The 24,279-nt window shown below is 55.3% G+C and carries 26 protein-coding genes and 2 pseudogenes; 14 read left to right on the forward strand and 14 right to left on the reverse strand.

Going from position 1 to position 24,279, the window contains the following annotated elements; translation table 11 throughout:
• Window positions 1–7 precede the first annotated feature (7 nt).
• From M1D68_RS14800 to istB, 4 genes are all read left to right on the forward strand, one after another.
• A complete protein-coding gene (locus M1D68_RS14800) occupies window positions 8–241 on the forward strand; it encodes a hypothetical protein (protein WP_457967374.1) in 234 nt (77 codons plus the stop codon).
• Between the two features lie 112 nt (window positions 242–353).
• Window positions 354–1,367, forward strand: a complete 1,014-nt coding sequence (locus M1D68_RS14805; RefSeq protein ID WP_457967376.1) for a chemotaxis protein CheB — start codon at window positions 354–356, stop codon at window positions 1,365–1,367.
• A gap of 264 nt (window positions 1,368–1,631) precedes the next feature.
• Window positions 1,632–3,146: an IS21 family transposase gene (gene istA, locus M1D68_RS14810; protein WP_457967378.1), complete on the forward strand. Its 1,515-nt coding sequence runs from the start codon at window positions 1,632–1,634 to the stop codon at window positions 3,144–3,146.
• Between the two features lie 19 nt (window positions 3,147–3,165).
• The gene (istB, locus tag M1D68_RS14815; protein WP_457967380.1) at window positions 3,166–3,921 is read left to right on the forward strand and encodes an IS21-like element ISPsy14 family helper ATPase IstB; all 756 of its coding nucleotides are present in this window, start codon (window positions 3,166–3,168) and stop codon (window positions 3,919–3,921) included.
• A 283-nt stretch (window positions 3,922–4,204) separates the two neighbouring features.
• Here the strand turns inward: istB and M1D68_RS14820 are convergent.
• Window positions 4,205–4,327, reverse strand: a pseudogene (locus tag M1D68_RS14820) (KUP/HAK/KT family potassium transporter); the annotation flags it as partial.
• 387 nt (window positions 4,328–4,714) lie between these two features.
• Between M1D68_RS14820 and M1D68_RS14825 the strand changes: the two are divergent.
• Window positions 4,715–5,719, forward strand: a complete 1,005-nt coding sequence (locus tag M1D68_RS14825) for a chemotaxis protein CheB (RefSeq protein WP_434676320.1) — start codon at window positions 4,715–4,717, stop codon at window positions 5,717–5,719.
• Window positions 5,720–5,877: 158 nt separating this feature from the next.
• On the opposite strand, the gene M1D68_RS14830 is transcribed toward M1D68_RS14825, so the two are convergent.
• Window positions 5,878–7,548 carry a sensor domain-containing diguanylate cyclase gene (locus M1D68_RS14830; RefSeq protein WP_457967382.1) on the reverse strand — a complete coding sequence of 557 codons (1,671 nt, stop codon included), beginning with the start codon at window positions 7,546–7,548 and terminating at the stop codon, window positions 5,878–5,880.
• Between the two features lie 387 nt (window positions 7,549–7,935).
• Between M1D68_RS14830 and M1D68_RS14835 the strand changes: the two genes are divergently transcribed.
• Together M1D68_RS14835 and tnpB are read left to right on the forward strand one after the other, a co-directional pair.
• Window positions 7,936–8,367: a response regulator gene (locus tag M1D68_RS14835; RefSeq protein WP_457967384.1), complete on the forward strand. Its 432-nt coding sequence runs from the start codon at window positions 7,936–7,938 to the stop codon at window positions 8,365–8,367.
• A gap of 735 nt (window positions 8,368–9,102) precedes the next feature.
• Window positions 9,103–9,357: an IS66 family insertion sequence element accessory protein TnpB gene (gene tnpB, locus M1D68_RS14840; protein WP_457967386.1), complete on the forward strand. Its 255-nt coding sequence runs from the start codon at window positions 9,103–9,105 to the stop codon at window positions 9,355–9,357.
• A 168-nt stretch (window positions 9,358–9,525) separates the two neighbouring features.
• On the opposite strand, the gene M1D68_RS14845 is transcribed toward tnpB, so the two are convergent.
• From M1D68_RS14845 to M1D68_RS14855, 3 genes are all read right to left on the reverse strand, one after another.
• Window positions 9,526–10,494, reverse strand: coding sequence for an NAD(P)/FAD-dependent oxidoreductase (locus M1D68_RS14845; RefSeq protein WP_457967388.1), 969 nt, complete (start codon window positions 10,492–10,494; stop codon window positions 9,526–9,528).
• A 1,014-nt stretch (window positions 10,495–11,508) separates the two neighbouring features.
• Window positions 11,509–11,634, reverse strand: a complete 126-nt coding sequence (locus M1D68_RS14850) for a hypothetical protein (protein ID WP_457967390.1) — start codon at window positions 11,632–11,634, stop codon at window positions 11,509–11,511.
• Window positions 11,635–11,651: 17 nt separating this feature from the next.
• Window positions 11,652–12,035, reverse strand: coding sequence for a reverse transcriptase domain-containing protein (locus M1D68_RS14855; protein ID WP_457970735.1), 384 nt, complete (start codon window positions 12,033–12,035; stop codon window positions 11,652–11,654).
• 581 nt (window positions 12,036–12,616) lie between these two features.
• Here M1D68_RS14855 and M1D68_RS14860 point away from each other — a divergent pair.
• The 3 genes from M1D68_RS14860 to M1D68_RS14870 all read left to right on the forward strand — a co-directional run bounded on the left by M1D68_RS14860 (window position 12,617) and on the right by M1D68_RS14870 (window position 14,469).
• Window positions 12,617–13,255 (forward strand): chemotaxis protein CheB, encoded by a 639-nt coding sequence (locus M1D68_RS14860; RefSeq protein WP_457967392.1) that lies wholly within the window; start codon window positions 12,617–12,619, stop codon window positions 13,253–13,255.
• 68 nt (window positions 13,256–13,323) lie between these two features.
• Complete coding sequence (locus tag M1D68_RS14865) at window positions 13,324–13,554, forward strand: DUF6555 family protein (RefSeq protein WP_457967394.1); 231 nt, start codon at window positions 13,324–13,326, stop codon at window positions 13,552–13,554.
• A 222-nt stretch (window positions 13,555–13,776) separates the two neighbouring features.
• Window positions 13,777–14,469, forward strand: coding sequence for a DUF421 domain-containing protein (locus M1D68_RS14870; protein ID WP_457970737.1), 693 nt, complete (start codon window positions 13,777–13,779; stop codon window positions 14,467–14,469).
• A gap of 167 nt (window positions 14,470–14,636) precedes the next feature.
• Here M1D68_RS14870 and M1D68_RS14875 read toward each other — a convergent pair whose 3' ends face one another.
• A complete protein-coding gene (locus M1D68_RS14875; RefSeq protein ID WP_457967396.1) occupies window positions 14,637–15,002 on the reverse strand; it encodes a histone-like nucleoid-structuring protein, MvaT/MvaU family in 366 nt (121 codons plus the stop codon).
• 406 nt (window positions 15,003–15,408) lie between these two features.
• Entirely contained in the window at window positions 15,409–15,792 is a 384-nt protein-coding gene (locus M1D68_RS14880) for a hypothetical protein (protein WP_457967398.1), read from the reverse strand.
• A 159-nt stretch (window positions 15,793–15,951) separates the two neighbouring features.
• Between M1D68_RS14880 and M1D68_RS14885 the strand changes: the two genes are divergently transcribed.
• From M1D68_RS14885 to M1D68_RS14895, 3 genes are all read left to right on the forward strand, one after another.
• Window positions 15,952–16,194, forward strand: coding sequence for a hypothetical protein (locus M1D68_RS14885; RefSeq protein ID WP_434603964.1), 243 nt, complete (start codon window positions 15,952–15,954; stop codon window positions 16,192–16,194).
• A gap of 178 nt (window positions 16,195–16,372) precedes the next feature.
• Window positions 16,373–17,236, forward strand: coding sequence for an alpha/beta fold hydrolase (locus tag M1D68_RS14890; protein WP_457967400.1), 864 nt, complete (start codon window positions 16,373–16,375; stop codon window positions 17,234–17,236).
• 169 nt (window positions 17,237–17,405) lie between these two features.
• The gene (locus M1D68_RS14895; RefSeq protein WP_457970739.1) at window positions 17,406–17,618 is read left to right on the forward strand and encodes a hypothetical protein; all 213 of its coding nucleotides are present in this window, start codon (window positions 17,406–17,408) and stop codon (window positions 17,616–17,618) included.
• 133 nt (window positions 17,619–17,751) lie between these two features.
• Here the strand turns inward: M1D68_RS14895 and M1D68_RS14900 are convergent, their stop codons facing one another.
• The 5 genes and pseudogenes from M1D68_RS14900 to M1D68_RS14920 form a co-directional block, all read right to left on the reverse strand.
• On the reverse strand, window positions 17,752–18,000 hold the full coding sequence (locus tag M1D68_RS14900; RefSeq protein WP_457967402.1) for a hypothetical protein: 249 nt from the start codon (window positions 17,998–18,000) through the stop codon (window positions 17,752–17,754).
• A 237-nt stretch (window positions 18,001–18,237) separates the two neighbouring features.
• Window positions 18,238–18,837: an RES family NAD+ phosphorylase gene (locus M1D68_RS14905; RefSeq protein WP_457967404.1), complete on the reverse strand. Its 600-nt coding sequence runs from the start codon at window positions 18,835–18,837 to the stop codon at window positions 18,238–18,240.
• A 98-nt stretch (window positions 18,838–18,935) separates the two neighbouring features.
• Window positions 18,936–19,541 carry a hypothetical protein gene (locus M1D68_RS14910; RefSeq protein WP_457967406.1) on the reverse strand — a complete coding sequence of 202 codons (606 nt, stop codon included), beginning with the start codon at window positions 19,539–19,541 and terminating at the stop codon, window positions 18,936–18,938.
• A gap of 157 nt (window positions 19,542–19,698) precedes the next feature.
• Window positions 19,699–20,480, reverse strand: a pseudogene (locus M1D68_RS14915) (IS3 family transposase); the annotation flags it as partial.
• Window positions 20,481–20,603: 123 nt separating this feature from the next.
• Window positions 20,604–20,891: a hypothetical protein gene (locus tag M1D68_RS14920; protein WP_457967408.1), complete on the reverse strand. Its 288-nt coding sequence runs from the start codon at window positions 20,889–20,891 to the stop codon at window positions 20,604–20,606.
• Window positions 20,892–21,197: 306 nt separating this feature from the next.
• On the opposite strand from M1D68_RS14920, the gene M1D68_RS14925 reads away from it, so the two are divergent.
• Window positions 21,198–22,067, forward strand: a complete 870-nt coding sequence (locus M1D68_RS14925) for an IclR family transcriptional regulator (RefSeq protein WP_457970741.1) — start codon at window positions 21,198–21,200, stop codon at window positions 22,065–22,067.
• 582 nt (window positions 22,068–22,649) lie between these two features.
• Here M1D68_RS14925 and M1D68_RS14930 read toward each other — a convergent pair.
• Together M1D68_RS14930 and M1D68_RS14935 are read right to left on the reverse strand one after the other, a co-directional pair.
• Complete coding sequence (locus M1D68_RS14930; RefSeq protein ID WP_457967410.1) at window positions 22,650–22,916, reverse strand: hypothetical protein; 267 nt, start codon at window positions 22,914–22,916, stop codon at window positions 22,650–22,652.
• Between the two features lie 37 nt (window positions 22,917–22,953).
• Complete coding sequence (locus M1D68_RS14935) at window positions 22,954–24,279, reverse strand: NAD(P)/FAD-dependent oxidoreductase (protein WP_457967412.1); 1,326 nt, start codon at window positions 24,277–24,279, stop codon at window positions 22,954–22,956.

A 24,279-nucleotide genomic window follows, 5' to 3' on the forward strand; every position in this document is an offset into this window, starting at 1 on the left:
GACGATCATGAGAAATAACGCCATTATTTCCGCTTGGCATGAAGCCACCGAGCGCACCAACGAGCTGTTTCGAGAGGCCGATCGTCTCAACGCGATTGCTTATGAACTGCTAACCCATGCCACAGATTCGTCTGAAGCCATGATCGCGTTTCAAAACGCGCGCGCAGCAGCGGATGCGAAAAGCCTTGAAGGCAAAAAAGCCTGGGACCAGGCGAGGGCCGTATTTCGGAAGAAACACTGATCGCTAGTCGCGCATCAATCGAACGCTCACCCATTTGTGAGGAGCTAAAACCTTTGATCATGGTGCGGCTCGTAATCTTGCGTTTCGCTTTTAGAGAGGGAGGTGTGTATCTATGCAACTCGATAGCCACTGTCGGAATATTATCGTTATTGGGGCTTCCGCCGGTGGAGTCGAAGCATTAAGGAGTCTATTTCGCTCCCTACCCTCTGACTTGCCAGCGGCTTTTTTGGTAGTGCTACATATTCCTCCGCACTCGCCGAGTGAGCTAGGAAGGATACTTGCTCGTGAAACCAGCATGAAGGTCATTTCGGTACAAGCCAATCAACCGCTCAAAACCTCAACCGTCTACGTCGCCAGCGCTGATCACCATCTGCTTGTGACGAAGGAGGGGGTCCGCCTTACTCGCGGACCGAAGGAATGCAGAGTTCGTCCGGCTATCGATGTACTCTTTCGCTCAGCGTCGGTGGCTTATGACTCTAGGGTGATCGGAGTGATACTGACCGGAGCGCTGGACGACGGAACAGCGGGACTTTGGGCGATAAAGGACAAAAACGGTACGGCACTCGTGCAGGATCCTTCTGAAGCTACTTATGAATCCATGCCCCGTAGTGCAATAGAGCACGTCGAAACAGACTTTGTAGGCACGCTCACTGAGCTGGCGAATCAGATAGCAATGCGGGTTAGATTGCCGATCAAGCAACTGGCCACAAGGCCCTTAAACGAGCGCCATCTGATCGAGACGAGCATCAGTGAAAAGGGCAACGGCTTGGAAGCTGGGGTCATGAGTATAGGGAATATTTCGAGCTATACATGCCCCGATTGTCATGGAGTTTTGGTGCAGATAGAAGAAGGATCGATTGTCAGGTTTCGCTGCCATACGGGCCATGCGTTTTCGATCAAGACCCTAATCGCTGAAGTTAACGCCGCGATTGATACCGGGCTCTGGGACGCGCTCAGGGCGGTTGAAGAAAGAATTATGCTGCTTCGTCAAATGGGCGACCTGGCAGAAGCGCAAGGTTCTAAGAAAGATGCCGAGCGTTCCCGTTCCCAAGCCAAGGACGCAGAAAACCGTTTGAAGCCGCTCCGCGAGCTTGTACTAGACCCAGACTTTTTTCGCACCAGTTGAGTGACGCAATCAATCAGCACCCTCAGGGGGATCAGCGACGATTGCTCCTAGCGCACTTGGACACCCATTCCATGAACACTTGGACAGCGATTCCACGCTGACTTGGACACTCATTCCACGGCCACTTGGACACTGATTCCACGAGCATTTGGACAGTAATTTTCTACTGACCCATCCCACGCTCAGGCAGGCAGCAACGCAGGACTATTCATTACCATCGACCTCTTTTATCGAAGCAAAGAGGTCGTCGTGGAGCGTTTATCCATGCGTAAAATCCGAGAGGTACTACGCCTAAAGTTCGACGCCGGCCTGTCCGTGCGAAAAATTGCTACCAGCCTGCGCATCAGCAGCGGCAGTGCCGGTAATTACCTGCACCGCTTTAACGCTTGTGGGCTGGCTTGGCCAACGACGTTGTCGGACGCCGAACTGGAACGTTGCTTGTTCCAGCCAGCACCGACGGTTCCCAATGATCAACGGCCGATGCCTGATTGGGCTTGGGCACACGCCGAACTCCGCCGGCCCGGCGTCACCCTGGCCTTGCTCTGGCAAGAGTATCGGCTCAGCCACCCACAAGGCTTTCAATACAGCTGGTTCTGCGAGCACTACCGTCTTTGGGCCGCCAAGATCGACGTGGTCATGCGCCAGGAACATCGTGCCGGTGAAAAGCTGTTTGTCGATTACGCCGGCCAGACTGCTCCGATCATCGACCGGAGCACCGGCGAGATCCGTCAGGCCCAGATCTTCGTTGCAGTCCTGGGCGCCTCCAGCTACACCTTCGCCGAGGCCACCTGGTCGCAAAAACTGCCTGACTGGCTGGGCTCGCACGCCCGTTGCTTCGCTTTTTTCGGCGGCACTACACAGATCCTGGTGCCCGATAATCTGCGCAGCGGCGTCACCAAGGCGCATCGCTACGAACCTGATATCAACCCCAGTTACCGCGACTTGGCCGAGCATTACGGCGTAGCCGTATTGCCTGCTCGCTCGCGTAAGCCGAGGGATAAAGCCAAGGTTGAAGTCGGCGTGCAAGTGGTTGAGCGCTGGATCCTGGCTGTGCTGCGCAACCGCCAGTTCTTCTCGCTGAGCGAACTCAATACGGCCATCGGTCTGCTGCTGGATCGCCTCAATCATAAGCCCTTCAAAAAGCTGCCCGGCTCACGCCGGTCAGCCTTCGAGACCCTCGACCAACCGGCACTGCAAGCGCTGCCGGAACATCCATACGTCTACGCCGAGTGGAAAAAGGTACGTGTCCACATCGATTACCACGTCGAGGTCGACGGCCACTTCTACTCGGTGCCGTACCAACTGGTGAAGCACCAACTCGAAGTGCGGCTGACCGCACAAACCGTCGAATGCTTCCACGCCAACCAGCGCGTGGCCAGCCACCTGCGCTCGCCACACAAAGGCCGCCACACCACCCAAGCCGAGCACATGCCCAAGAGCCACCGCGAACATGCCGAGTGGACGCCGCAGCGACTGATCCGCTGGGCAGAACAGAACGGCCCGAACACGGCCGGCGTCATCGCCTACATCCTCGAACGCCGAATCCATCCGCAGCACGGCTTCCGCGCCTGCCTGGGCATCTTGCGCCTGAGCAAACAGCATGGCGAAGAGCGACTGGAAGCCGCTTGCCAGCGTGCGCTGGCACTGGGCGCATGCAGCTACAAAAGCCTCGAATCGATCCTGCGCCAAGGACTGGAACGACTGCCGCTGGCCCAGCAAAACCTGCCGTTACTGCCCGAAGAACATATCAATCTGCGCGGCCCTGGTTACTACCACTGACTGAAAAAGGAGCACAAACATGCTGCCCAATCCGACACTCGACAAGCTGCAAACCCTGCGCCTGCACGGCATGGTCAAGGCGCTGAACGAGCAACACGCGACGCCCGACATCAACGACCTCAGCTTCGACGAACGCCTTGGCCTGATGGTTGATCGCGAACTGACCGAGCGTGAAGATGCTCACCTGACCACCCGCCTCAAAGCCGCGCGACTGCGCCACAACGCTTGCCTGGAAGACATCGACTACCGCAGCCCGCGCGGCCTAGACAAGTCTCTGATCCTGCAACTGGGCAGCGGCCAATGGCTACGCGACGGCCTGAACTTGATCATCGGCGGCCCGACTGGCGTGGGCAAAACCTGGCTCGCCTGCGCGCTGGCTCACAAAGCTTGCCGCGACGGTTATAGCGTGCGCTACCTGCGTCTGCCGCGCTTGATGGAAGAGCTGGGCCTGGCCCACGGCGACGGCCGCTTCGCCAAGCTGATGGCCGGCTACGCCAAGACCGACTTGCTGATCCTGGACGACTGGGGTCTGGCACCGTTTACCGCTGCACAACGGCGCGACATGCTCGAGCTGCTGGACGACCGCTACGGGAACCGCTCGACACTGGTGACCAGCCAAATGCCGGTGGACAAATGGCATGCGCTGATCGGCGATCCGACCCTGGGCGATGCGATCCTCGACCGGTTGGTACACAACGCTTATCGGATCGAACTGAAGGGCGAATCGATGCGCAGGCGCACAACGAAATTGACGGCGGCAGAGACTTCAGACTAACAATGCAAGCCTGCGTCGCTGCGCTCCGACTGCCTGTCCAAGTGGATGTGGATCAGATGTCCAAGTGCGAGTGGAACGACTGTCCAAATGATCGTGGGCTGGGTGTCCAAGTGTCGTGGAATCCGCACTAGCTGATCGCTGCCCACCAGAGCGACTCCCTAGAACTGTCGTAGCCGATCGCATCTGTAATCGCCTTTGCACTGTGCCAGGTTTCCATAGCCAATACCTGCAACGCGAAGCCTCGCGCAACCTCATCCGGACACTCAAGTAATACGCTCTGAGCGATGCCCAGCACCCCGCGGTGATTAGCTTGTATACCAAAGTGACCGGAAAAGACCTCTTTCAGTATATAGCGAGCACTGGTACCGATATCGCCGCAGACCACGCCGACGGCAGCAATGACCAAGCCGAAGCCGGATGTTTTGGAGGTGAGTGTGCAATGGTCGCCGTTTCACCACGAAGTCTCGGGGCCATCGAAGGTGGTGGCTTGGCCGCCGGTGGCGCTGCGTTGGGGCTGCTGGGCGGTGTTTTGACCTCTCACAGGTTGCGAGGAATAAATGCATGGCTTCCCTTGGTATGATCGATTCGATGCAGAGATTAAGCAAAGGGCGCCGGAAACGCGCTTAGTATCCCGACGGAAGGAAAAAGCCTCCGCAAAAAAGCACAAAACTGCTCCGCTCGGCCTCCTGCTGCCGCCGCCGGCTAACTTTTAGCTCCGGTTGAGGTTCTAAAGACGTGCAACCTAAATTTGAAACCGGCCGACCACATGGCCTATCGATATGTTGGGTAATCAATGCAGCCATACACACCCGCGCACCAGATTATTGTCATAGGCGCTTCCACTGGCGGGCTTCAAGCACTTCGGGAACTCCTAGGCCATTTCCCAAACGATCTCAACGCGTCAGTTTTCATTACCATGCACATCGGGGGAAACGCCAGTTCGTTACCGCATATCCTTGCCAAAGACACCTCTCTAGGGATCGGCTTCGCGGAGCCACACGAAAAGATCATAAATGGGCGCATCTACGTCGCGCCGCCTGATCGTCATCTTCTAATTGAAAACGACGTCATTCAGGTTGTTCGAAGCGCCAAGGAAAATCATGCCCGACCGGCAATTGACCCCATGTTTCGCTCCGCAGCCATCAGCCACCGAAACATGGTAATTGGCGTCATTCTCACTGGCGAAATGGATGACGGGATCGTTGGACTGCAAGCGGTGAAGGTGTATGGGGGGTTAGCATTGGTACAGGACCCGGCCACCGCCGAGGCGCCCTCTATGCCGGAGAGCGCACTTCGCCATGTAGAAGTTGATGCCTGCCGATCCGTAGCGGAACTAGGGAAGATAATCGTTCAGACAGTCCAAGAGCGTGCTGCGGTGGGCACAGCACTGTCTATGCATTCTCGCATTGAGCCATTCGCCACCGAGAATGAGCTCACCTTCGATTTGAGCGCGGGAGCCCCAAACGCTGTATCTCAGGTAGGCGCCGCATCAGGAATGTCTTGCCCCGAATGCGGGGGCGCACTGTGGGAGATAGGGGCTTCGCCACCGCGGTATCGTTGCCATACCGGTCATAGCTACACCGCTGCAGCGCTGTTCCAATCCCAGAACAAGACAATGGAAGATGCTCTTTGGGTGGCCATACGAGCGCTGCATGAAAAGCAAACGCTGCTGGACCAGCTGGCGGAGCGCAGCAAATGCAACGGGCGCAGCAAGGCGGTGGACGAATACGAGCTTGCGAGAGAGGAGCTTAATTCACACAGCGCCGTTCTACGGGAGCTAATCGCGAACCTACGCTGACTGAATGTCGTCATTGTAGGGAAGCTCCTATCACAAGACATCGATTTGGACGATTAACTGCTGGACGCTGTGGATTAAGCCTGGCAGATAGGTGCGCATTAAAATCTGGCTCACGATGCCACGGTATTTTGGAATCAATCGTCGAACGCGAAGTACTATTATCTTAGACCTTTACAGCTCAGTGTCCTGGCTAAGGCATTTTTATATCCTGCGGACTCATGAAACTGCGCTTGGGATTTGCCAGCCCGCTTAGCTCCATACAACGCTTCATCGGCCTTACCCAATGCGTCAGCGAAGTCGCCCTCGGCCCACAGTGCTCCCCCGATGCTACAGCCTACCCTGATCACCTCGCCTGCTAGCGGGACCGGTTCCGCGAGCTTTGTAATGATGCGTTGAGCTGCGCTCTGCACGTTTGTCAGTGATTCGCCCGCCCTCAACCGCAGCAGCAGCACGAACTCGTCACCGCCGTGGCGTACCGCAATGTCGCCATCGCGCACCGTTGCTAAGAGCCGTAGCCCAACAGCATGAAGCAGGGCATCCCCAACGGCATGTCCAAAACGATCGTTCACTGGTTTGAAACCATCCAGATCCAGGCATAACACGCCAAAAGCAGGACGCTGACCAGGCTCACTTTCTATATTCTTGACGTAGTTTTCCAACGCGGCGCGATTAGGCAAACCTGTCACCGTATCACGATAGGCTACCCCTTTGATGAGCGCCAATTGCCCCTTCTTTTGCGTCAGGCTTTCAACCAAGTGTCGAATGACCATGCTCAGCTTTTCTACTTCAATACTCCCCTTCACCAGCGGAATGTCTACATCGGCCCCTTCGGAGAGAAGCGTAGCAGCCTCAGCTATTCGGTTTAGCGGTCCAGTGATGACACCAGCCACAAACCATCCAATCACAGCAAAAGCGATGGACAACATGCTCCCCCAAAGCAGTATTTCTGCGCGGAGTCCGTTTGCCTCAGCAAAGGCGACTTCTGCCGGCTGACGCGTTACAACGGTCCAGCCCAAACCAGGGTAACCATCAAGTCCTTTGCTTTCAGCCGATCCCACCACATAGGTTTTTCCATCCTGCCATTTATTCACTGACCATCGGATCTCACTGTTATGAGCTATGCCGGCCTCACTTGGCTTGCCGATCAGGTGCTTGGGGCCGAGCAGGACATTCCCGTCTTTGCTAACGACCAGAAACTCTAAACCCGGAAGGCTATTTTTCAGAGGCTCGAACATGGTTCGGCCTATTTCTGCGGCCCATTGCCAGGAAAGGTGGGTGGCCAGTACGCCGATAAAGCGTCCGGCTTTATCCTGTACCGGCATGCTGATGTCGACAAACTTCATTGCTTCCCCCGAAGGGTTGGGCAAAAGCTTTGCAAGCATTACCGCTTCGTGTACGTCGCCGACAAACGTCTTGTCCTGCCCTTCCATGAAGACTGGCCGATGCGCAATGCTGACGCCCTCAAGCAAACGACCGGTCGAAGCAACGACCGTTCCTTGAGCGTTAGTGAGTCCAATCCATGAATAGCTCGGGAATTGGGCGTTGAGGTGGTTGAGCAGACTTCTTGCTTCACCTACGTTAGCAGGGTTGCGCAGTGCCTCCAGCGCACTCAAGACGCCGAGTTCCTTGGAGCGGCTGTACATGTCACGATCAAGGCGGTCAATCATCGAGGCGGCATATTCAACGAGCTGATGTCCTGTCTGTTCTTTGTGCCGGGAAATGGCGGAGGCGCCAATGACACTACCGAAAATGCAAGTGATGACTAGCACGGCGAGGGCCACTACAATCGCGAATTTTGCCCGTAAGCTCTTAAAGGGAAGAAGCTGCATGATAGGTAGGCCCAGTCGATTAAACGCCTACGATCCCTGGCATCCTTGCAGGGTTATCGGCCAGCAGCGCCCTTGCTTTAACCATTACAGGTGGCCTCCTTTGCATAGGTCCTAGATTAAGGAGCGCATCGCCAGAAGGTTTTAGGGTTCGGGCTGTGGCGAATCTTGGATCGCAAGCGTTGGCGAGGGTTACCAATATTACTAATTCCACAGCCCTTTTTGCGTACTTGACTACTCAAAACCCGCCCACCTACAAGCGGATGCCGGGCCTATGTGAACGCCGAGATTCTTCGCGACAGTGCGGCTGGTGGAGTAAACGAGCCGAGGCATGGTAGACAGATTGAGCGTACACTGTCGTATCAACCATTCGTCTGCGCAAGGCCAGCTATGACCGCTAACTGGGAAGCGCTACCACAAATCGATGGCGAAATTGTGGTCGTAGAAGACGATTCAACTCTGCGTGCGCTTACAAAGCAAATCGTAGAAGAAATAGGCGCGAAGACAGTAGCATTTGAGACCGCCGATCAAGCGTTGGTTTATCTGCTGCAATCAAGACAGCCTTGTAGCCTTGCAATTGTTGATTACGGGTTACCGGGTCAGATCAATGGAATGGAATTTATACGGATGATCAGAAACAAATGGCCATCAACAAAAACAATACTCATGTCCGGCTATGAGCTGATGCCAGAAACCGTTCCTTCTCCGACGATTTATCTGCAAAAGCCGTGGTCAATGAAAGACCTAACCAAATCTATAACTGATCTACTTCACCCCGGTTACCCAACAGCAGAACGGACACATCCTTTTCAAAATCATTAGTTTCAACTCGTTTGTATCCACCCGGTACACTGCTGAGAAGTATTATTAAGGCAATCTCGACATCATCAGCTGCGCCATGTCCGAATTCAGGCTAAGCCCATTTAGCATGACTACTGCTTAATAGTTCCCCAATCGCATGTGCGCATAAATTATGGACATCAAGGCCCATTTTTCCCGCCAGGCAATTACCGATAGAGGGGCTTGCTGCTTATTAAAACAATCCGAACCAGACATATTCGGCGCCGCCAGATACAAGCCGCCGGATTGAAATTCATCGATTCTGAAGGGCAGTCCTACCTGAAGCGAGTTATCTGGAACGTCCGCTTCTGGCCCAGGCTGTGTGAAAACCCCAAGTAAAAAACACGCCCGCGCTTCTATGTGAAAGCTGAAATTTGTCCGCAGGTCCACAGGCTTAGATTCATGCAGGCGCGCGATTTGTGGACCGACTTCAAGGTTTCAATGGGTGTTGATGGTTTTTACACAGCCTGGGCCGAAAGCTGCCGTCGACGCAGCTCGCCGCTTAGCCCTCGCACGTATGCCTTGTCTCGGATACTGCATGAACATACAGTTTCAAGTAAGCGCCCCATGAGTTGCGAACAAGCCAACGCGCTGAAAATCCAGCAATGGTGCGATACGCTCGACAATCACAACTTCCTGTTATAGAACCCTGAGGCGTATCGGTCCAGTCTGCATTATCTGTACGCCAATTGCAGGGCCAACCGGATGAAAGTGCTGATGCAAGACGGCGTGGGTATCTGGCTTGCTGCGCGACGACTGAACCAGCATCTGGCTCGCTACGAGCCCATGGACATACGTGCCGGCACCGAAACTGCTCCGGCAGGAGTGGTGGCAGTGTTCGGTGCGGCGCAGCCGCACTGTGCCTATCTATTCACCAATCGCTGCGCCAGTCAGTGGAAAGTTCTGGTGCATGACGGAGCGAGTATCCGGCTCGTGGCGAGGAGGCTGAACCAAGGCAGTGTCACAGGCTAGATTATTTGGCACGGCTCGAAAGTCGAACTCGACAGCGAGCAAGTTCACCCCTTGTTGCGCCAGGCGTGAAGAAAACTCACCGCGCTAACGCCTTGGCCTCAACGTGGGCGCACTGGTGGGAACAATCCTACTACTACGACAATGGCCAGCCCACGAAATATGTTTATGCTATTCAGGATTCCACAACCGCATCGGCAAGCTATTATGCACTGCCGTCGCGCAGACAGCAGCTTGGCCTATGGCAACGCTGATCTGCTTGAGCGAATCGACCACATCACCCACTGCATACAGGCCGGAAACAGACGTGCCCTGATGGGAATCAACACGCAGAGCTCCTTCCTCATTAGCCTCGGCGCCAAGCTGCATTGCCAAGTCAGAGCAGACATGCGATCCCAAGGACGGGTAGACGACGTCGAAGCATAGCGATTCGCCATTGCAGGTCGCCACTTGCACTTGCCTGTTGATGATCTCAATCTGCGTAACTCGGTCGCGTACTATTTTTATTCCCGCATCACGGGCTGTGGCAATCGCGTCCTCACAGCCATGAACATCTTCGTTTACAAGCACTGTCACCCGATCAGTAAAGCTGCGGAGAAACAACGCATGTTTTACTGCGCACTGCGCCTCCCCGTAGACCGCGACGCTGTCACCGTTCACCTCGTATCCGTCGCAGATCGGGCATAACCGGATAATCGCTTGTGCGACTGCATCGTGGGGCCGCTCCATATGCGGAAGCGTGTCAACGATACCGGTAGCAAGTACGACTCTGCGAGCGGTCACAGATCTTTCATTTATTTGAGCTATGAACCCGGTGCTATTCTTTATTAGAGATTCTATTCGCCCGTCTTCAATTCGCGCGCCGTAACGCTTAGCTTGCTCGCGCAGGCGCGCAAGCAGCTCGCTGCCAGAGATGCCAGGTGGGAAGCCAGGATAGTTATGAGATACCGGGATCAAGCTCGCACGGCTTGGCCCGCCGTCCGCAACGAGTACCTTTCGGTGAAACCGACCCAGGTACACAGCTGTCGTCAACCCAGCTGGCCCGGCACCAATGACCAGACAATCGAGATCTCCCTGCCCTGGCCCGGCTGTATCAGGCCGAGCGGATATTGGAGTGTGCACATCTATTTCCGGAGACATGATCTTTCCCGCAGCGCATAGATCAGTAGAGACCTGAAGATTGAGATGGAAATTCACCAGATAGATAAGCGGTCGCTTATACCGATGGCTTTGTGCAAATAGGACGTTTCTGCCAGGGTTAGTCGCCGACTCATTGCTGGATTGAACTCCGTTATCGCTCGCCCCCTCAATAGGCTCCCGGGCAACGCTCCGTCGGAAGCTAGCCCAAGGAGCGCCCCCGGTTAAACCGCCTACAGTCTGTTTCCAGATATCGGCAATCCAGGCGTAGCGGAATGCTGACGGTCGACAGCACAATGGCAGCACATTGTGGCGCCACCATTCTGCTGCCAGGTCATTTCGGCCCGGACATTGGTCGCGGTAGGGACGGCAGTTACCTGCCGCCCCCCGCACAGATCCGTACGTGCGGAACTACCGCATACGGCTCTTGCCTCGGGTGTGTGACGCGAAGCGATCCTCAGGGTAAGGATGTGCATTTCTGGGTCTAGGTATGTAGAGGCCAGCAAGGCGTTCGTAGCGTGACCATTGAAGGCGATTACGCTGGCTGCGACGTTAGAGGGCTTGCCGCCCTAGACGGCATACCGCCAGACGAAAACCACCCCGGCGTAACAGATTTCCCGGCACCGCGTGGTAATTGAAGTAACCACTTACCACCCGAGTGAGCCATTGCCCTTGAGCCCGGATGGGTTCATGTCGTCGGCGCTTCAGCTCATCCCGAATAGCCAGCAGCGTTGCACGCCTTCGCTTCTTGACCGTCAGCCGCAGTATTTGAAACCCACCACTCCTGTTGGTACTACAGCGGTGTGTGAAGCCCAGGAAATCAAACGGCTCCGGTTTTCCTAAACCTCGCTTCCTACGATTTCTCGCAGCAAAACGACCAAACTCAATCAGCCGTGTCTTCGAGGCGTTGAGGGATACCGAACCTGGCCAAGCGTTCCTGCAACTGCACCAGAAACTGCTGTGCCTGCCATTGCGTCCTGAAACCCACCACGCTGTCGTCCGCTTAGCGCACAACGATCACATCGCCAGGGTCATGCGCTGGCGCCACTGCCTTGCCCGTAGATCCAGCACGAAGTGAAGATAGATATTCGCCAGCAACGGCGATATCACTGCGCCTTGGGGCGTCCCCTTGGTCGCAGCCACCCTACGGCCATCCTCCATTACTCCCGCCTGAAGCCATTGCAGATGAGCCCGAGAATGCGTCGGTCTGCAATCCGGTGTCCTAGAAACATCAACATCCATTCATGGTCGATCTCATCAAAGAACGACGTGATATCCGCATCCAATATCGAGTTCACGTTCTGGCCCTTGAGCGCGACCGTCAACGCATCCAGCGCATCGTGCTGGCTACGGCCCAAACCCGTACGAGAACCCAGAAAGTCCTCTTCATAGATCGCATTCAGAAGGGTAACGACTGCCTGCTGTACGATCTTGTCCTCCAGAGAGGCAACGCCCAGCGGACGCTGCCTGCCGTCGGCTTTGGGGATATAGACCCGCCGCGACAGCGTTGCCCGATAGGCTCCACTGTGGAGCCTTGCGTGCATATCGGTCACCCGCTGGAGAAGACCTTCCTCATAAAAATGCTAGTGCCAATAAGATGGAGCCTACCAGCGCGACCGATTGATAGACATATGACCACCACGGAGCAAATACATGTTCGTATGAACCATCTGCCAGGCGGTTGCGAGGATCATTGAAAAACAAACTAGGAGAATGAAACCTATCAGCGAAAGGGACAACGCTTTAGGCGTCAGCTTTGCTGAGATCGGTAAGAAGAGCGTCATTTGTGCGTCGTCAAATTGGCGGTGGGTCTGGCGGAGCTATTTTCGTACCGATCAGCGGGAACACAACGTCAAAGCAATCACGCGCGAACCAAGGACCTTCCGGCATACTAATCGCGACTTAGGATGCGATTAGGGCTCGGGCATTGCTACGCGAGCTAGTATCGTCATGCCCGATGAAGGTGGGCTCCAGCAGGAGATCATGTACAGACTGTACACGTCTTTTGGTGGCGGCCGTTATTAGGCTGGCAGGCTACACTCGATGGTGGGGAATCAGCAGGACAATTTATTGGCCGCTACATCCTCATGAGAAAGAGTACCTATCCCCCCGAGCAGGAGAGAAAATGATGTCAGACGATATCGTCCAGTACAGAGACATCGTCGTCATCGGCGGGTCAGAGGGAAGTATTGAGCCATTGAAAGAAATTCTCGCGGGTTTGCCACCGAAATTTCCCGCCGCAATTTTGATCGTTTTGCATACTCACTCTTCAAGCCTGAAGATGATGGCCGCCATTCTTCAGCGATCCTCATCTATGCCGATAGCTTATGGCGCGAATGGCGACGCTATTCTGCCTAGCCGTATATATCTGGCTCCGCCAGACAAACACCTTGAGGTTTCGGCACCTGGCTTGGTTTTTTTAAGTGACGGACCGAAAGTGAATTTTTGTAGGCCAGCAGTTGATCGTCTCTTTCAGACCGCCGCTGAAGTCTTCGGCCCCCGAGTGATCAGTGTGATCCTATCCGGCAACGGGGCTGACGGAGCAGACGGAGCGATTGCGGTTGGGGCGGTGGGTGGTTTGAACCTCGTGCAAGATCCAAGCGATGCTGACGTAGCGAGTATGCCTGTTGAAGCCATCGTTAAGGATCACCCGGACGTCTTAGTCAAAGTGAAAGCATTAGCAACCGTTCTGATTCACGCAGTTAGGCGTTCTTCGGGCCGGTCAGCCCTGGATAAGGCGTCTGCCACTGTGCGCCCCATCTAAGATTCCCAATTCATTTGAATTTTTCCCAGCCTGATGACTCCGTTAGATATGAGCAAATGGAGCCACTCATGGACAACAACCTGTTCGTCATCGCCTACAAACTTCACGGCGAACCAAAATCCTTCATCATCCGCAGCAAAACGATGCGAAACGTAGAGGCCTGGCACTGGGCAAGCTGCGATGTCGGCATTGCCCCCATCCCCAAGCCAGGCCGTCCGCCAATGAAGATGGTCTCAAAGCCTCAAGCTGAGAAGTACGGCGTCACTGATGTCACATGGCGAGCGAGCGGAGCTCAGTAGCTCCAGGCTTCAATCCTGGCGCTATCTGGGAACATCAATCCATTTGGCGGTCAGCCATGTCTAAACTAGGCAGACGCCTAGTTTGTTAAGCATTGTGGGAGCTTGCCTCATCATGCTGAATGCGTTCCTGTTTCTGTTAACTAGCAAATGCGCTCCGAATCGCAGGTCTGGCGATTGAGTGCACCGCTATCCCTTGGCCGTTCTAAATCAACAGAGGCAATGATGTCACCCTTCGATCTACAGCGAATGTTGATAGATGAGTTCCCATTGCCATTCTTGTTAGAGGTTGGCTTCAGAGCAACCTTTGCCTTTCTCGCTGTTTTTCTATTCTTAAAATCAAGTGGTAGGCGGGGCATAAGGCAGCTATCACTCTTTGAGCTAGTCGTCATTCTGACCTTGGGCTCCGCTGCCGGGGACGTGTCCTTCTACCATGACGTCCCGCTGTTGCCGGTAGCAGTGGTTTTTCTAACGCTCCTGCTTCTCTATCGCACTACCGTACTGATCATGACGAAGAGCAAAAAATTTGAAGCGTGGATTGATGGCTTGCCTGTGACTGTCATCATCGAAGGCCAATACGAGCTCAAATCGTTAGAAAAGCTGAACATTTCATCGAGCGAGCTGCTGATGGAGTTGCGGCAACAAGGCGTTGAACACCTAGGCCAGGTGAGACTGGGGCTAATGGAGACTGACGGCGATATCAGCCTTTATTTTTACGATCATGAGGACCTACGCCCTGGGTTATCCGTTCTGCCTGTGGAACATCGCCCGGAGTTCAAAATAGCACCTATTTCCGCGCTCTATTGCTGTGTGAATTGCGGTTTCGCGAAGCATCTCCAGGAAGAGCAAGGCGGCCATTGCTTCCGATGCGACCATGACATATGGTCTACCGCGTTAAGCAGTCCAAGATGTAGGTGATGGTATTGAGATCAATACCACCCTCACCACTTCCACTTGGGATAGGTGTACGGCGAGAAAAAATCAAGGAGCGCCAGTCAAACCAGCGCCTGAAACTGGTTCAGGCGGCTCGCGGAAAAATCGAGAACCGAAAGAGCCCGCAGCGCTCCTTTGTATTCAACACCTAGTCACTTGGTCAGCCAAGACTCAACGGTGTCTGAGCCGTATTCAGCCTTCCACTCTTTCAAGCCTTTGTGATTGCCACCTTTCGTTTCAATGATCTCGCCTGTGTGCGGGTTTTTATAGGCCTTCACCTGGCGAACTTTCCGCGTGCCAGATTTTAGAGTCGCCGCTGCAGCGCGACGTCCCCCCTGTGGATCAAGCAGATTGATCACGTCTTTCAGACTGTAGCTGTATTTTTCTAGCAAATCGCGGAGCTTCGTTTCAAATTCAATTTCTTTCTTAAGCCCAGCATCGCCTTTGAGGGCTTCAAGTGCTTGGAGCTGTTCAGCGAGGTGCTTCTCGAGCTGGCGAAATTCTGCGAGTTTGGACATGGTAGGTCTCGTTTTTGATGGGTAACTTAGAGTGTATTGCAGATCTGGAGCTCGCGCTCGGCTTGCAGGCGGGTATGAAAAATTATGGCTCGGCAACCGTTATGGTTGAGTCATCACTCAAGCCAATTGGTTTCTAATGCCGCTGACGCATTCCAAAACACACCAGCGCGTCCCTGTCCGAATTCCAGTGCATCGCGTTCCACTGATGCGCTCAGTCACGCCCCTTCATCATGCGCACAAAGGTTGCAACCGATCACCTAATGGCGCGCGACTGGATAGCCATCCCCAGGCCAGGTATCGCTTGAGGCAGCACAGGCCACAAAGCTTCTCTCCGCCGTCAGCGCCTGGACTCATGTCATGTTTGAGACTTGCCAGAACCACCAACGCAAACGAAAAACAGTTTCATTCAACGCGTTCTGTTTACAGCGTGTCCGAGCGGCCAACCAACCAGCTTTTCAATTGGTTCTCGTAGCGGCATTTCCCCTGCAAAGATAGCGCTGTGTCTTTCCACAATGGGAGTGCAACCTTGAGCGTTAAGGTGCTTGAAATTGGCACGCATGCGCTCTACATCAAACTTCTTACCTAGGTAATGTTTTAACAAGCGACGGCTGATTTTGTAATGACCACAAGCGACGCAGATGATGTCGTCCCAATCACCGTATAGGCCTTTTCGATACGCATCGCCCCAACAGATCCAGCAGCCACACTTCAGTACTTTACCCTCCCGTTGCTTAGATAGATTTTTTGGAAACGGATTGGGTTCCTTCGGGAAGCATGCACGCAGCACCATTCGTCGCCTAACCCAGGTGCTTAACGGCGCAGGGCCCTGGGAGAGCGCTACAAGCTAAAGGATCATAGGAAACCCTACCTCGCCTAATAGGGTCGATGAGAATAGAGGGCGATACGCCCCAGCCCAGCGAAGGGCAAACTTGCGTGTACGGAGTATAGAATGTCCAGCGAACCTTTCGACTTGCCAGTCGGGGCGGTACGCCCTGCCGAGAAAATACTCAAAGAGATCGAGACTGCCGGATCGATGATCCTAGCGGTGAAAAACGGCGCAAAAGCTCATGGGTTTGTGATTGGCCTAAGGTGTGCTGGAGCTATCACAGAGGAACAAGCCGATGTGATTCTGAGTCGGTTTGACCACGCAACAGAGAGCAGGCTCAGAGAGTTGACGCTTTACACTAAATAAAATTCTTCCTGAAGATTAAGAACCGTAGCGGCCACGCAAGCTTGAACCATTGGCTGTCCTACCCTTACTGGGGCCAACACCGTATGATGCATCCTGCGGAGGATTCAGCCGCTCGTCCGACCTAGCTACCGTATCCGTGATCTATTGTTTGGAGTGGAAAGCCTCGTTAGGAGTGACGATGTTCGAAGGTTTCCAGCTAAAAATGATTGACTTGCCTGAGGCGACATTACGCGTTCGCTATGGTGGCTCGGGCCCGCCGTTATTGTTACTTCATGGGCACCCGCGTACGCACACGACTTGGCATAGGGTTGCACCGCTGCTCGCCAGTTCTTTTACGGTGGTCTGTCCCGATTTGAGAGGGTTCGGCAAGTCCAGCCGGCCTGCGCCCCCCAATGACTACGAAGCTCATTCAAAGAGAGCGAAAGGGCGAGACTGCGTTGCCCTCATGGATAGCCTTGGGTTCGATAAGTTTTACCTAGCGGGTCATGATCGAGGTAGCTACGCTGCTTTCCGCTCAGCGTTAGACCACCCGTCACGCGTGCTAAAACTGGCAATCCTAGACGGTGTGCCTATCTTGGAGGCTCTTGAGCGATGTGACGCGCGGTTCGCATCCAAATGGTGGCACTGGTTTTTCTATGCTCAGCCCGACAAGCCAGAGAGGGCAATCCTCGCGGATCCAAAGGGTTGGTATGGGGGTTGCTCAGAAACTATGGGACGGGAAAATTACGAGGATTTTCAGGCTGCGATTCACGATCATGAAACTGTTATTGGAATGCTCGGTGACTACCGCGCGGGTATCGAGCTGGACTACCTGCATGATCGGGAAGACCGTGAGGCTGGTCGAAAACTTCAATGTCCGCTCCATGTTATTTGGTCGTTAAGGGATGACCTAGAGGACCTGTACGGCGATGTAGTTGCAGTTTGGGAGCCATGGGCAGAACTGAAAGTCACCGGAGAAGGTATCGACTGCGGTCACCACATTGCTGAAGAAGCTCCGGTCGAGTTGGCTCGTGCACTGAAGGCATTTTTCACCGAGCGATGACCATCGCGACGCCGTTAATGACCGCTTCGGTCTGGAAACAGCTCAGCGTGAATGTCGCATTTGGCCGATCGCTGTCTTTAGACCCTGCAATACTCGCTAGCCCGCACTGACCTTTGGTTTCTGTCCCTTACGCTGCTACGCTTTCGACTCCTTGATTGGAGTCGAGATGATGCCCACCGAATACTCCCTTTCTGATGTTCTTGAGCGGCTTTACCAAAATCAGCTCGCCTTGGAGGCCGCGGTAATGGAGCTGACCTTGAAGGTAGAAGGCCAAGGTGCGACAGACACCGGCGATAATGTCCGCGGTGCGCTGCAAATGATCGGAGAGAACGCCGGACATATCAAACAGGGCTTGGCTAAGTTGAAAGCCCAGGGGCATTGATTTAACGGACCCCATGCGATAGCGAGCTTGGCGGCCATCTTCCGCGCACAGCACAAAGACTGACATTACGAATGTCAGATTTCCCGCGCGTTGCGCGGCGACATCGTGAAGATACGGGCGCTCTCGCCGCTCGTTATGAAAAGCGGCGCACCTTGATAATCCTGCCCGAAGCTACCTTATGCTTGGGCTTGGCCACTCTAATAACCGTGTGCTGACCATCGGCCGTTGTTTCAACTAGCACGCCATCACGGACCTCCATCACACTGAGTCCGGCCGCCAGCATATTGATATAAGCGGCATGAATTGCGCCCTTCGCCATGATTGGAATTTTTTCTTCCAGCCGGCTCACAAGTTCATCATTCAACGGTTGGTTGGCGATCATAACGAGCTCCGTGTCCAAGGCCAGCGCGGAGCCAGCCATCGTGTCATTTCTGAGTTCAGGGACAAGCACCGCCCTTCCTTGGGATGCACGCAAGACGTATTTGGCCGTCGACGCTGCATAAACTTTCTACGGAACCCCCGACACCCCACAGAAGCCCGCCCTCCTCAGCGAGTTCTAATGAATGGCAGTTCCGGCTTCAGAGAGTGAATTTTAGGGGTACTGTTCGGCCATTTTGACTCAGCTTTTTCCCGCGATGATAACGACCCCAATCCGCTCTGCCAGATTGAGCACCGCGTCGAACACAGTCGAGTCGCCGGTCAAGCAGCGTGACGCCCCCTGCGGATGGAGTGCGCCGTCAGGAACCCGGTCACCAAAGAGCACCACCGCACGTGCCGAATCGTCTTGTCGCGACACCCAAGACAGCCCTTGGGCATCTGGACACTGACGGTGAATTGCCTCGGCCCATTTGCGCGGCGCAGGGTATTGATCTTTCTCAGTGTCGATCAGTTGTTTGCGCGTGATGCCCAGTTTCCGCAGGGGCACGCTGGACAGATCAACCAGGTGCAGCGGTTGGCTAACCTGGACGGCAGTATGCACCTGTCCAGTCAGCTTGCCTTTGTCGAAGCTCTTAAACCCAGCCGTATGGGGAACGTCGTGGAAGACGGTCTCCATCAAGGCGCATTCGACTGTCGTGCCTCCATACAAGGTGGGAATCGCCCGCCCCTGATTATCCTGGATCGGGCTGAAGCGTGCATTGCCGTGCACACCAGGATTGAATTGATCAGGCTGATACTTATCCTGGTGTACACGATGAAGCACATCGCCTTTGGCGATCACGGTAAGTGACGTGCAACGTAGCCGCAGGCACTGGGGTAACGGACGCCGCCAAATCCGTGGGAGGCATCGCCCTACCCTCACTGGACTCGGTACGCTGCTTAGCCATGGACAATGCCCTGGATCTCATCCAGTGCGGCAGCAATCACCCGATCAGGCGCCGATGCCAACAGGTCCTGGGGCCTTTTACCCCCCAGAAAACTGTTATCTGAACGGAACCAGTAAGCCATACCCCAGCCGTCCTTGTGGCCAGCGAAAGCCTCAATGACTTTGGCTAATGGCTTGAACGGCCGATAGCCCGCATCCGGATCCAAGCCGTAACCCGGGAAATAATCGACCCCACCGTGACTGATGGCAAAGATCTGCCCCTGCTTTTTCCATTTGTTGGGCTGAGCACTCGGGTTTCGGGTACTTAATTGTGCCACCTGGGCGATGTCCGCGGCGGTCAGCCAATCACCGCTTTCCAACACCGCTTTGCGGGCCTGTACCAGCATTGCCGCTTCCTTGAGCAGGCGAGGCGACGGCGGCTTACGCGTCACAAACACCTCGGCCAGTCGCTCCAGCGACTTCGGATCCTGACGCTCCTGCAGCACCTCATACATTGAGGAGGCCACATTGGCGAAATTCTCCGCCAACACCTCAAATACGCTGAGGTTGACCTGATCGAAGGACACGACCAGCACTCGGTCCGCATGCGAACGGCTCAAGCTGGCCCGAGCCTCCTTAGGCGTACCGATCAAGGTGGAGACGCCCGATTGCTCTGTAACGCTCATGGAAATCTCCTCATCAGTTATCTACGCTATCTAATCCTAGCATAGTCTTGATAACCCTAGCTCTGCCCTGCCCCCGCTCATCCGGATGTAGCTTTTCCGACAGCGCCCAGCCCACGATCCGACGCGTACAAAGATCTAGGACGACAGCCAGGTAATGCCACTTTCCTTGCGCCCAAATGTAGGTGATATCGCCGCACCAGACTTGATTGGGCGCTGGCACGTCGAACTCGCGGTTCAATGTGTTCGGGATATCCAGTCTTTCTACTGTTGCTCGTTTGTAGGCATGGGAGCCGGGTTGTTTGCTGACTAAATCAAGCTCGCGCATCAAGCTGCGCACTTTGAATCGACCGATCTGCTCACCGTCTTCACGCATCAGCGACAGAATGCTGCGACTGCCCGCAGAGCTGCGACTTTGCGAGAACAGCTCACTGACGCGACTACGCAATCGAAGCCGTTCAACATCGGGCGTGCGGCACCGCAGGCGCTGGGCGTAGTAACACGAGCGGGTGACGTCAAACACCTTGCACAGCCAATCAACCGGTTCATGGGCGCTCAACTGGTCAATCAGCGCGAACGCTCGTGATCTTCCGACATCAAGAGCGCGGTAGCCTTTTTTAATATGGATTTCTCTCGCTCAAGCCGAGCGATCCGGGCCTCCAGCTCCTGAATTTTTTGCTGTTCCGGCGTCAGCGCCTTGCTCTGCGGGGTGATGCCTTTATGTTCTTTCTGAATCTGGTCAACCCAGCGGCGCAATGCTGACTCACCAATGCCGAGTGAACGGCTGGCTTCGATGTAGCTGTAGTTTTGTTTGAGCACGAGGTCGGCAGCCTCGCGCTTGAATTCAGGAGTAAAGGAGCGGCGTTGTTTGGTCATCTGACACCTCGATCTGGCGAGCATTCTCGCCTAAATGAGTGTCCGGAATCATTAGACCACTACAGGACATGAGCGATACCGACAACCGGATCGAGGAAACGAATCTGATCGATGACGATCTGTTCATTGAATTTCCGCGCATTGACGCTCGTTTCGAAACGGTTCGGCACCGCTATGTTTGGTGGCTGCGCAAGGATTTCCGTCGCCCTTCGGTTCCACGAACGACTTGATGTCGCGCGTCATGGCGCGCAGGCCGACCAGCGCAGGCTGGCGAAAGCCACGCTTGAATAATTGAGTCGTTAACGAACCACTGCTGCACGTGGCGAGCTTGGCCAGGACTTCATCACTGACTTCAACCCGCTTGCCAGAAGCGCTTTCATGAGCGTCAGCGTAGGTGTGGATGGTGGACATTCTTATTGGTTCTCCAAACGATACGGCATCTGATGAGCAGCCCGGCATTCCCACTATGTGGAACTAAACCCGTAATCTGCTCCGCTGAGTTCGATTCTATGGCGGAAAACCGAATGAAAAAGCAGCAGAATGGGTGACCAACCAGAGCAGTTCCAAAAGGTGGGAATATTCGATGAAGACCGGGGATGGCACGGGCGCACTGGAAAAAGCCTTGGATGTCTTGCAAGCCGTTGGCGCAACTCCCAACGGCATCAGCCAAACGCAATGGCCGCTCAGGTTCAATTGCCACGCACAACGATGTACCGAATGCTCGCCACACTGGTGGAGCGCGGCATGATTCGGCGCGACCCTACACGCAAGGTCTACCGGCTGGGCTTCAACTATCTGGAGATGGTACGTAACGCTTACCTGGAGCCGGACCTTGTGGCGGCCGCCAGCGCAGAGCTTCGTGCATTGCGTGACCTCACAGGCGAAACCTCTTACCTGGCTGTACTGGACGGTAACCAGGTGTTGTCGCTTGAGCGTTGCGATGGCGCCCACACCCTGCGCTCTGCGGCCAGCCTCGGCCAGGGCAAGCCTGTCTACTGCACCGGTCAGGGCAAAGCCATCCTTTCGGCGCTGGTACCCGGCGCCCGTGATGACATTCTCAAGGGACTGGTGCTGGAGCCGCTGACACCGCTGACGATCACCGATCGCCGGCGCTTGTTGGCCGAATTGCAGATCACCCGTACTCGCGGCTACGCGCTGGATGATGAAGAGATACGACTAGGAGTGCGTTGCGTCGCCGCCCCGATCATCGATAAGCACGGCAACGTGCGCGGTGCGCTGAGCGTCGCCGGGCCGGCCTATCGACTCACCTTGGAGCGTTTGACGTTGCTCGGTCCGGAGCTGGCAGATGCCGCGCGACGGGTCGGCGAACAGCTGCGGGGTGAGCCCTCAGCACACCCGACCAGCGCTACGAACGTGGTGCCCGGGCCATGGGCTTTCCATGGTGCCTTCCCACGCTGGCACGCCGAGCAAAAACGGCTTTATGGGGCGGACACCCTTGCACCGGCGATACATTGCTGGGACGGTCGCAGCAGCCGCATTCTGAGCCGACTGGACTTCCCCGTGCGCGCCATCAGCAAGGGGCCGGCATCGACCGGCGTAAAACCGAATGCCACGAGTAGCTCATGAACGCGACGCTTACTTGACTGGTCGATTCGGGCGCCGGACATAGTCGTACCATAAGAATAAGGTTGAACATATCCGGCGGTCCGGTAGCGTCAACTTAGCACGCCAGCTAATTCGATCAAGGAATATATTCTATTATGCTTATTTCTCAGAGGAATAAGATAAAAGCAGGAATCCCTACCCTTTCGCCTTGATCGCATAGAGGCCTGCGGCAATCACCAAACACGTCCCACGAAGCTCCAGGTGTCCGGAAGCTCGCCAAATACGAACAAGCCTATCAACGTGGCAAACACCAGAAGCGTGTAGTTGAAAGGCTGGAGCGTGGCCGCCGTCGCGTATCTCAACGCTTGGATAAGTAAAAGCTGGGCCACTACGCCTGTTATCGAAAACACCGGTGCCTGGTCGAAAGATGACCACCGTACCCGTGAAACCGATCGCGGCAGTAATCCATCGGCAAACGCCGACGTATTCCCCCAAGAATGAAAGTCGGGGTCATCAAGGGGAACACTGCGTACAGGGCATGCATTTCAGTCATCCCCAGGTAGCGCAGCCCTAATCCAAACAGAGCGATTTCACTGACCCCGATCAGCGCACGGATGATCTGGAGAAAAGGGTGCTGGTTTCGACACGCCATTCGTAAGCATCCGTGATAAACGCCATAACCGACGGCAGAAGCCGGAACACCCAATAACGCACCATGACGAGTTGCGCGATAGGGAGATCCTGGACAAGCACCTTGGTGAATCCGCCCTGGCCTGCAAAGATCAGCATCGACAGAAGGCACACGATGATTTCAAGTTTAGGCTTGGAAACATCGTAATGACGCAGGGCGCTTTCCAACTGGCTGCTCATGAATTTCCCATGTTTAGTGTCTGCGCTCACGACATCATTATTCACGCCCGGCACGCCATTCGCGCAAACGTAAATCCGCTTTCGCGCCAATGCTCAGAAATGGCTGGGCAGGAAGATTTTTGGGCGAGTCATAATTGGAGAAAATCTCAACCAACTGCGAGTCCAGCCTCACGACTGCCTCAGCCGCCGCAATCCCGGCAGCCGTCGATTTCGAAGCCCCGAGGCCGTTGCACGCACAAGCGGCGAATAATCCAGGCTCGATCTCGCCAAAAATCGGCACGCTGTTCCAGGTCAAGGCCATCGGACCGCCCCATCGATATTGCATCTTCACGCCTGCGAGGCCGGGGAAGCGATCAGCGAACTTGCCATCGTGCACGCGTCCCGCACTGCGTACATGGCCTTCATTGATTTCCAGCCCGGCGTGATAGGAGTAACGCGAACGGATCAGAATGCGATCACCCTCAGCGCCACTCACCCGGCGCACAGTCGTGCCCATGGGCAGCGCCGGCGTGGCCGCCCAGTCTCGTTTCCCGCTCAAGCGTCGTGGGTCAAAAGGCTCCGACATCGACGCATAGGTAAAGACATGCAGCAGTTGCCCGGCAAACAGACCAAAACTCTGTGCATGGCCATTGTTGGCCAAAATGATGTGTTTGGCCGTTACCGTGCCCTTGGACGTTTGCAGTGACCAGCCTCCCGGCTGTTTGTCGAAGGACCGGACCGCAGAGTTCTCATACAGCGTTACCGGATTGCGCAGACTGTCTGCAACCGCTCGTATGTAGGCCGCTGGCTGCACCATCACCGTACCGGGCATGTAGAGCCCGGAGGTGTAGAGTCGGCTGCCAGTCACCCCATGAATGCCTTTGGCATCCATGAGTTCATGGGGCTCATCGAGCCCTTGCAGTTGTCGGGCATACGCCTTGATGTGAGCATCACCTTTCTGGCTGATGGCCACACTGTAGCGACCGCACGGGTCAATGATATCGCGCCCCCAGCCATACTCCTGCGCCATTTCCGTGGCCAGGCCGATCGCCGTCCGATAAAGCGTGATGTCCCGTCGGGCCCGGTCGGTTGATGAGCCCCCGAAATCTTCCGAGCTGACCTCATGAGGCAAATCAATGATGAAGCCTGAGTTGCGCCCTGTGGCACCCTCTGCGACAACTCCGGCTTCCAGTATCGCAACCCGCAGCGTCGGATCCAGCTGAGACAACCGACGCGCGGCCGAGAGGCCGGCAAAGCCGGCACCGATGATTGCAACGTCAGCGGTCACTACCCCCTCCAGTGGGAGGGTCGGTACGCGCTCAGGAAGCATGGCCACCCAGGCGGAAAGACTGCTGTTTTTTGGAAATTTAGTGGCCACGTACAT

It is taken from the genome of Pseudomonas sp. R4-84 (assembly GCF_054130985.1).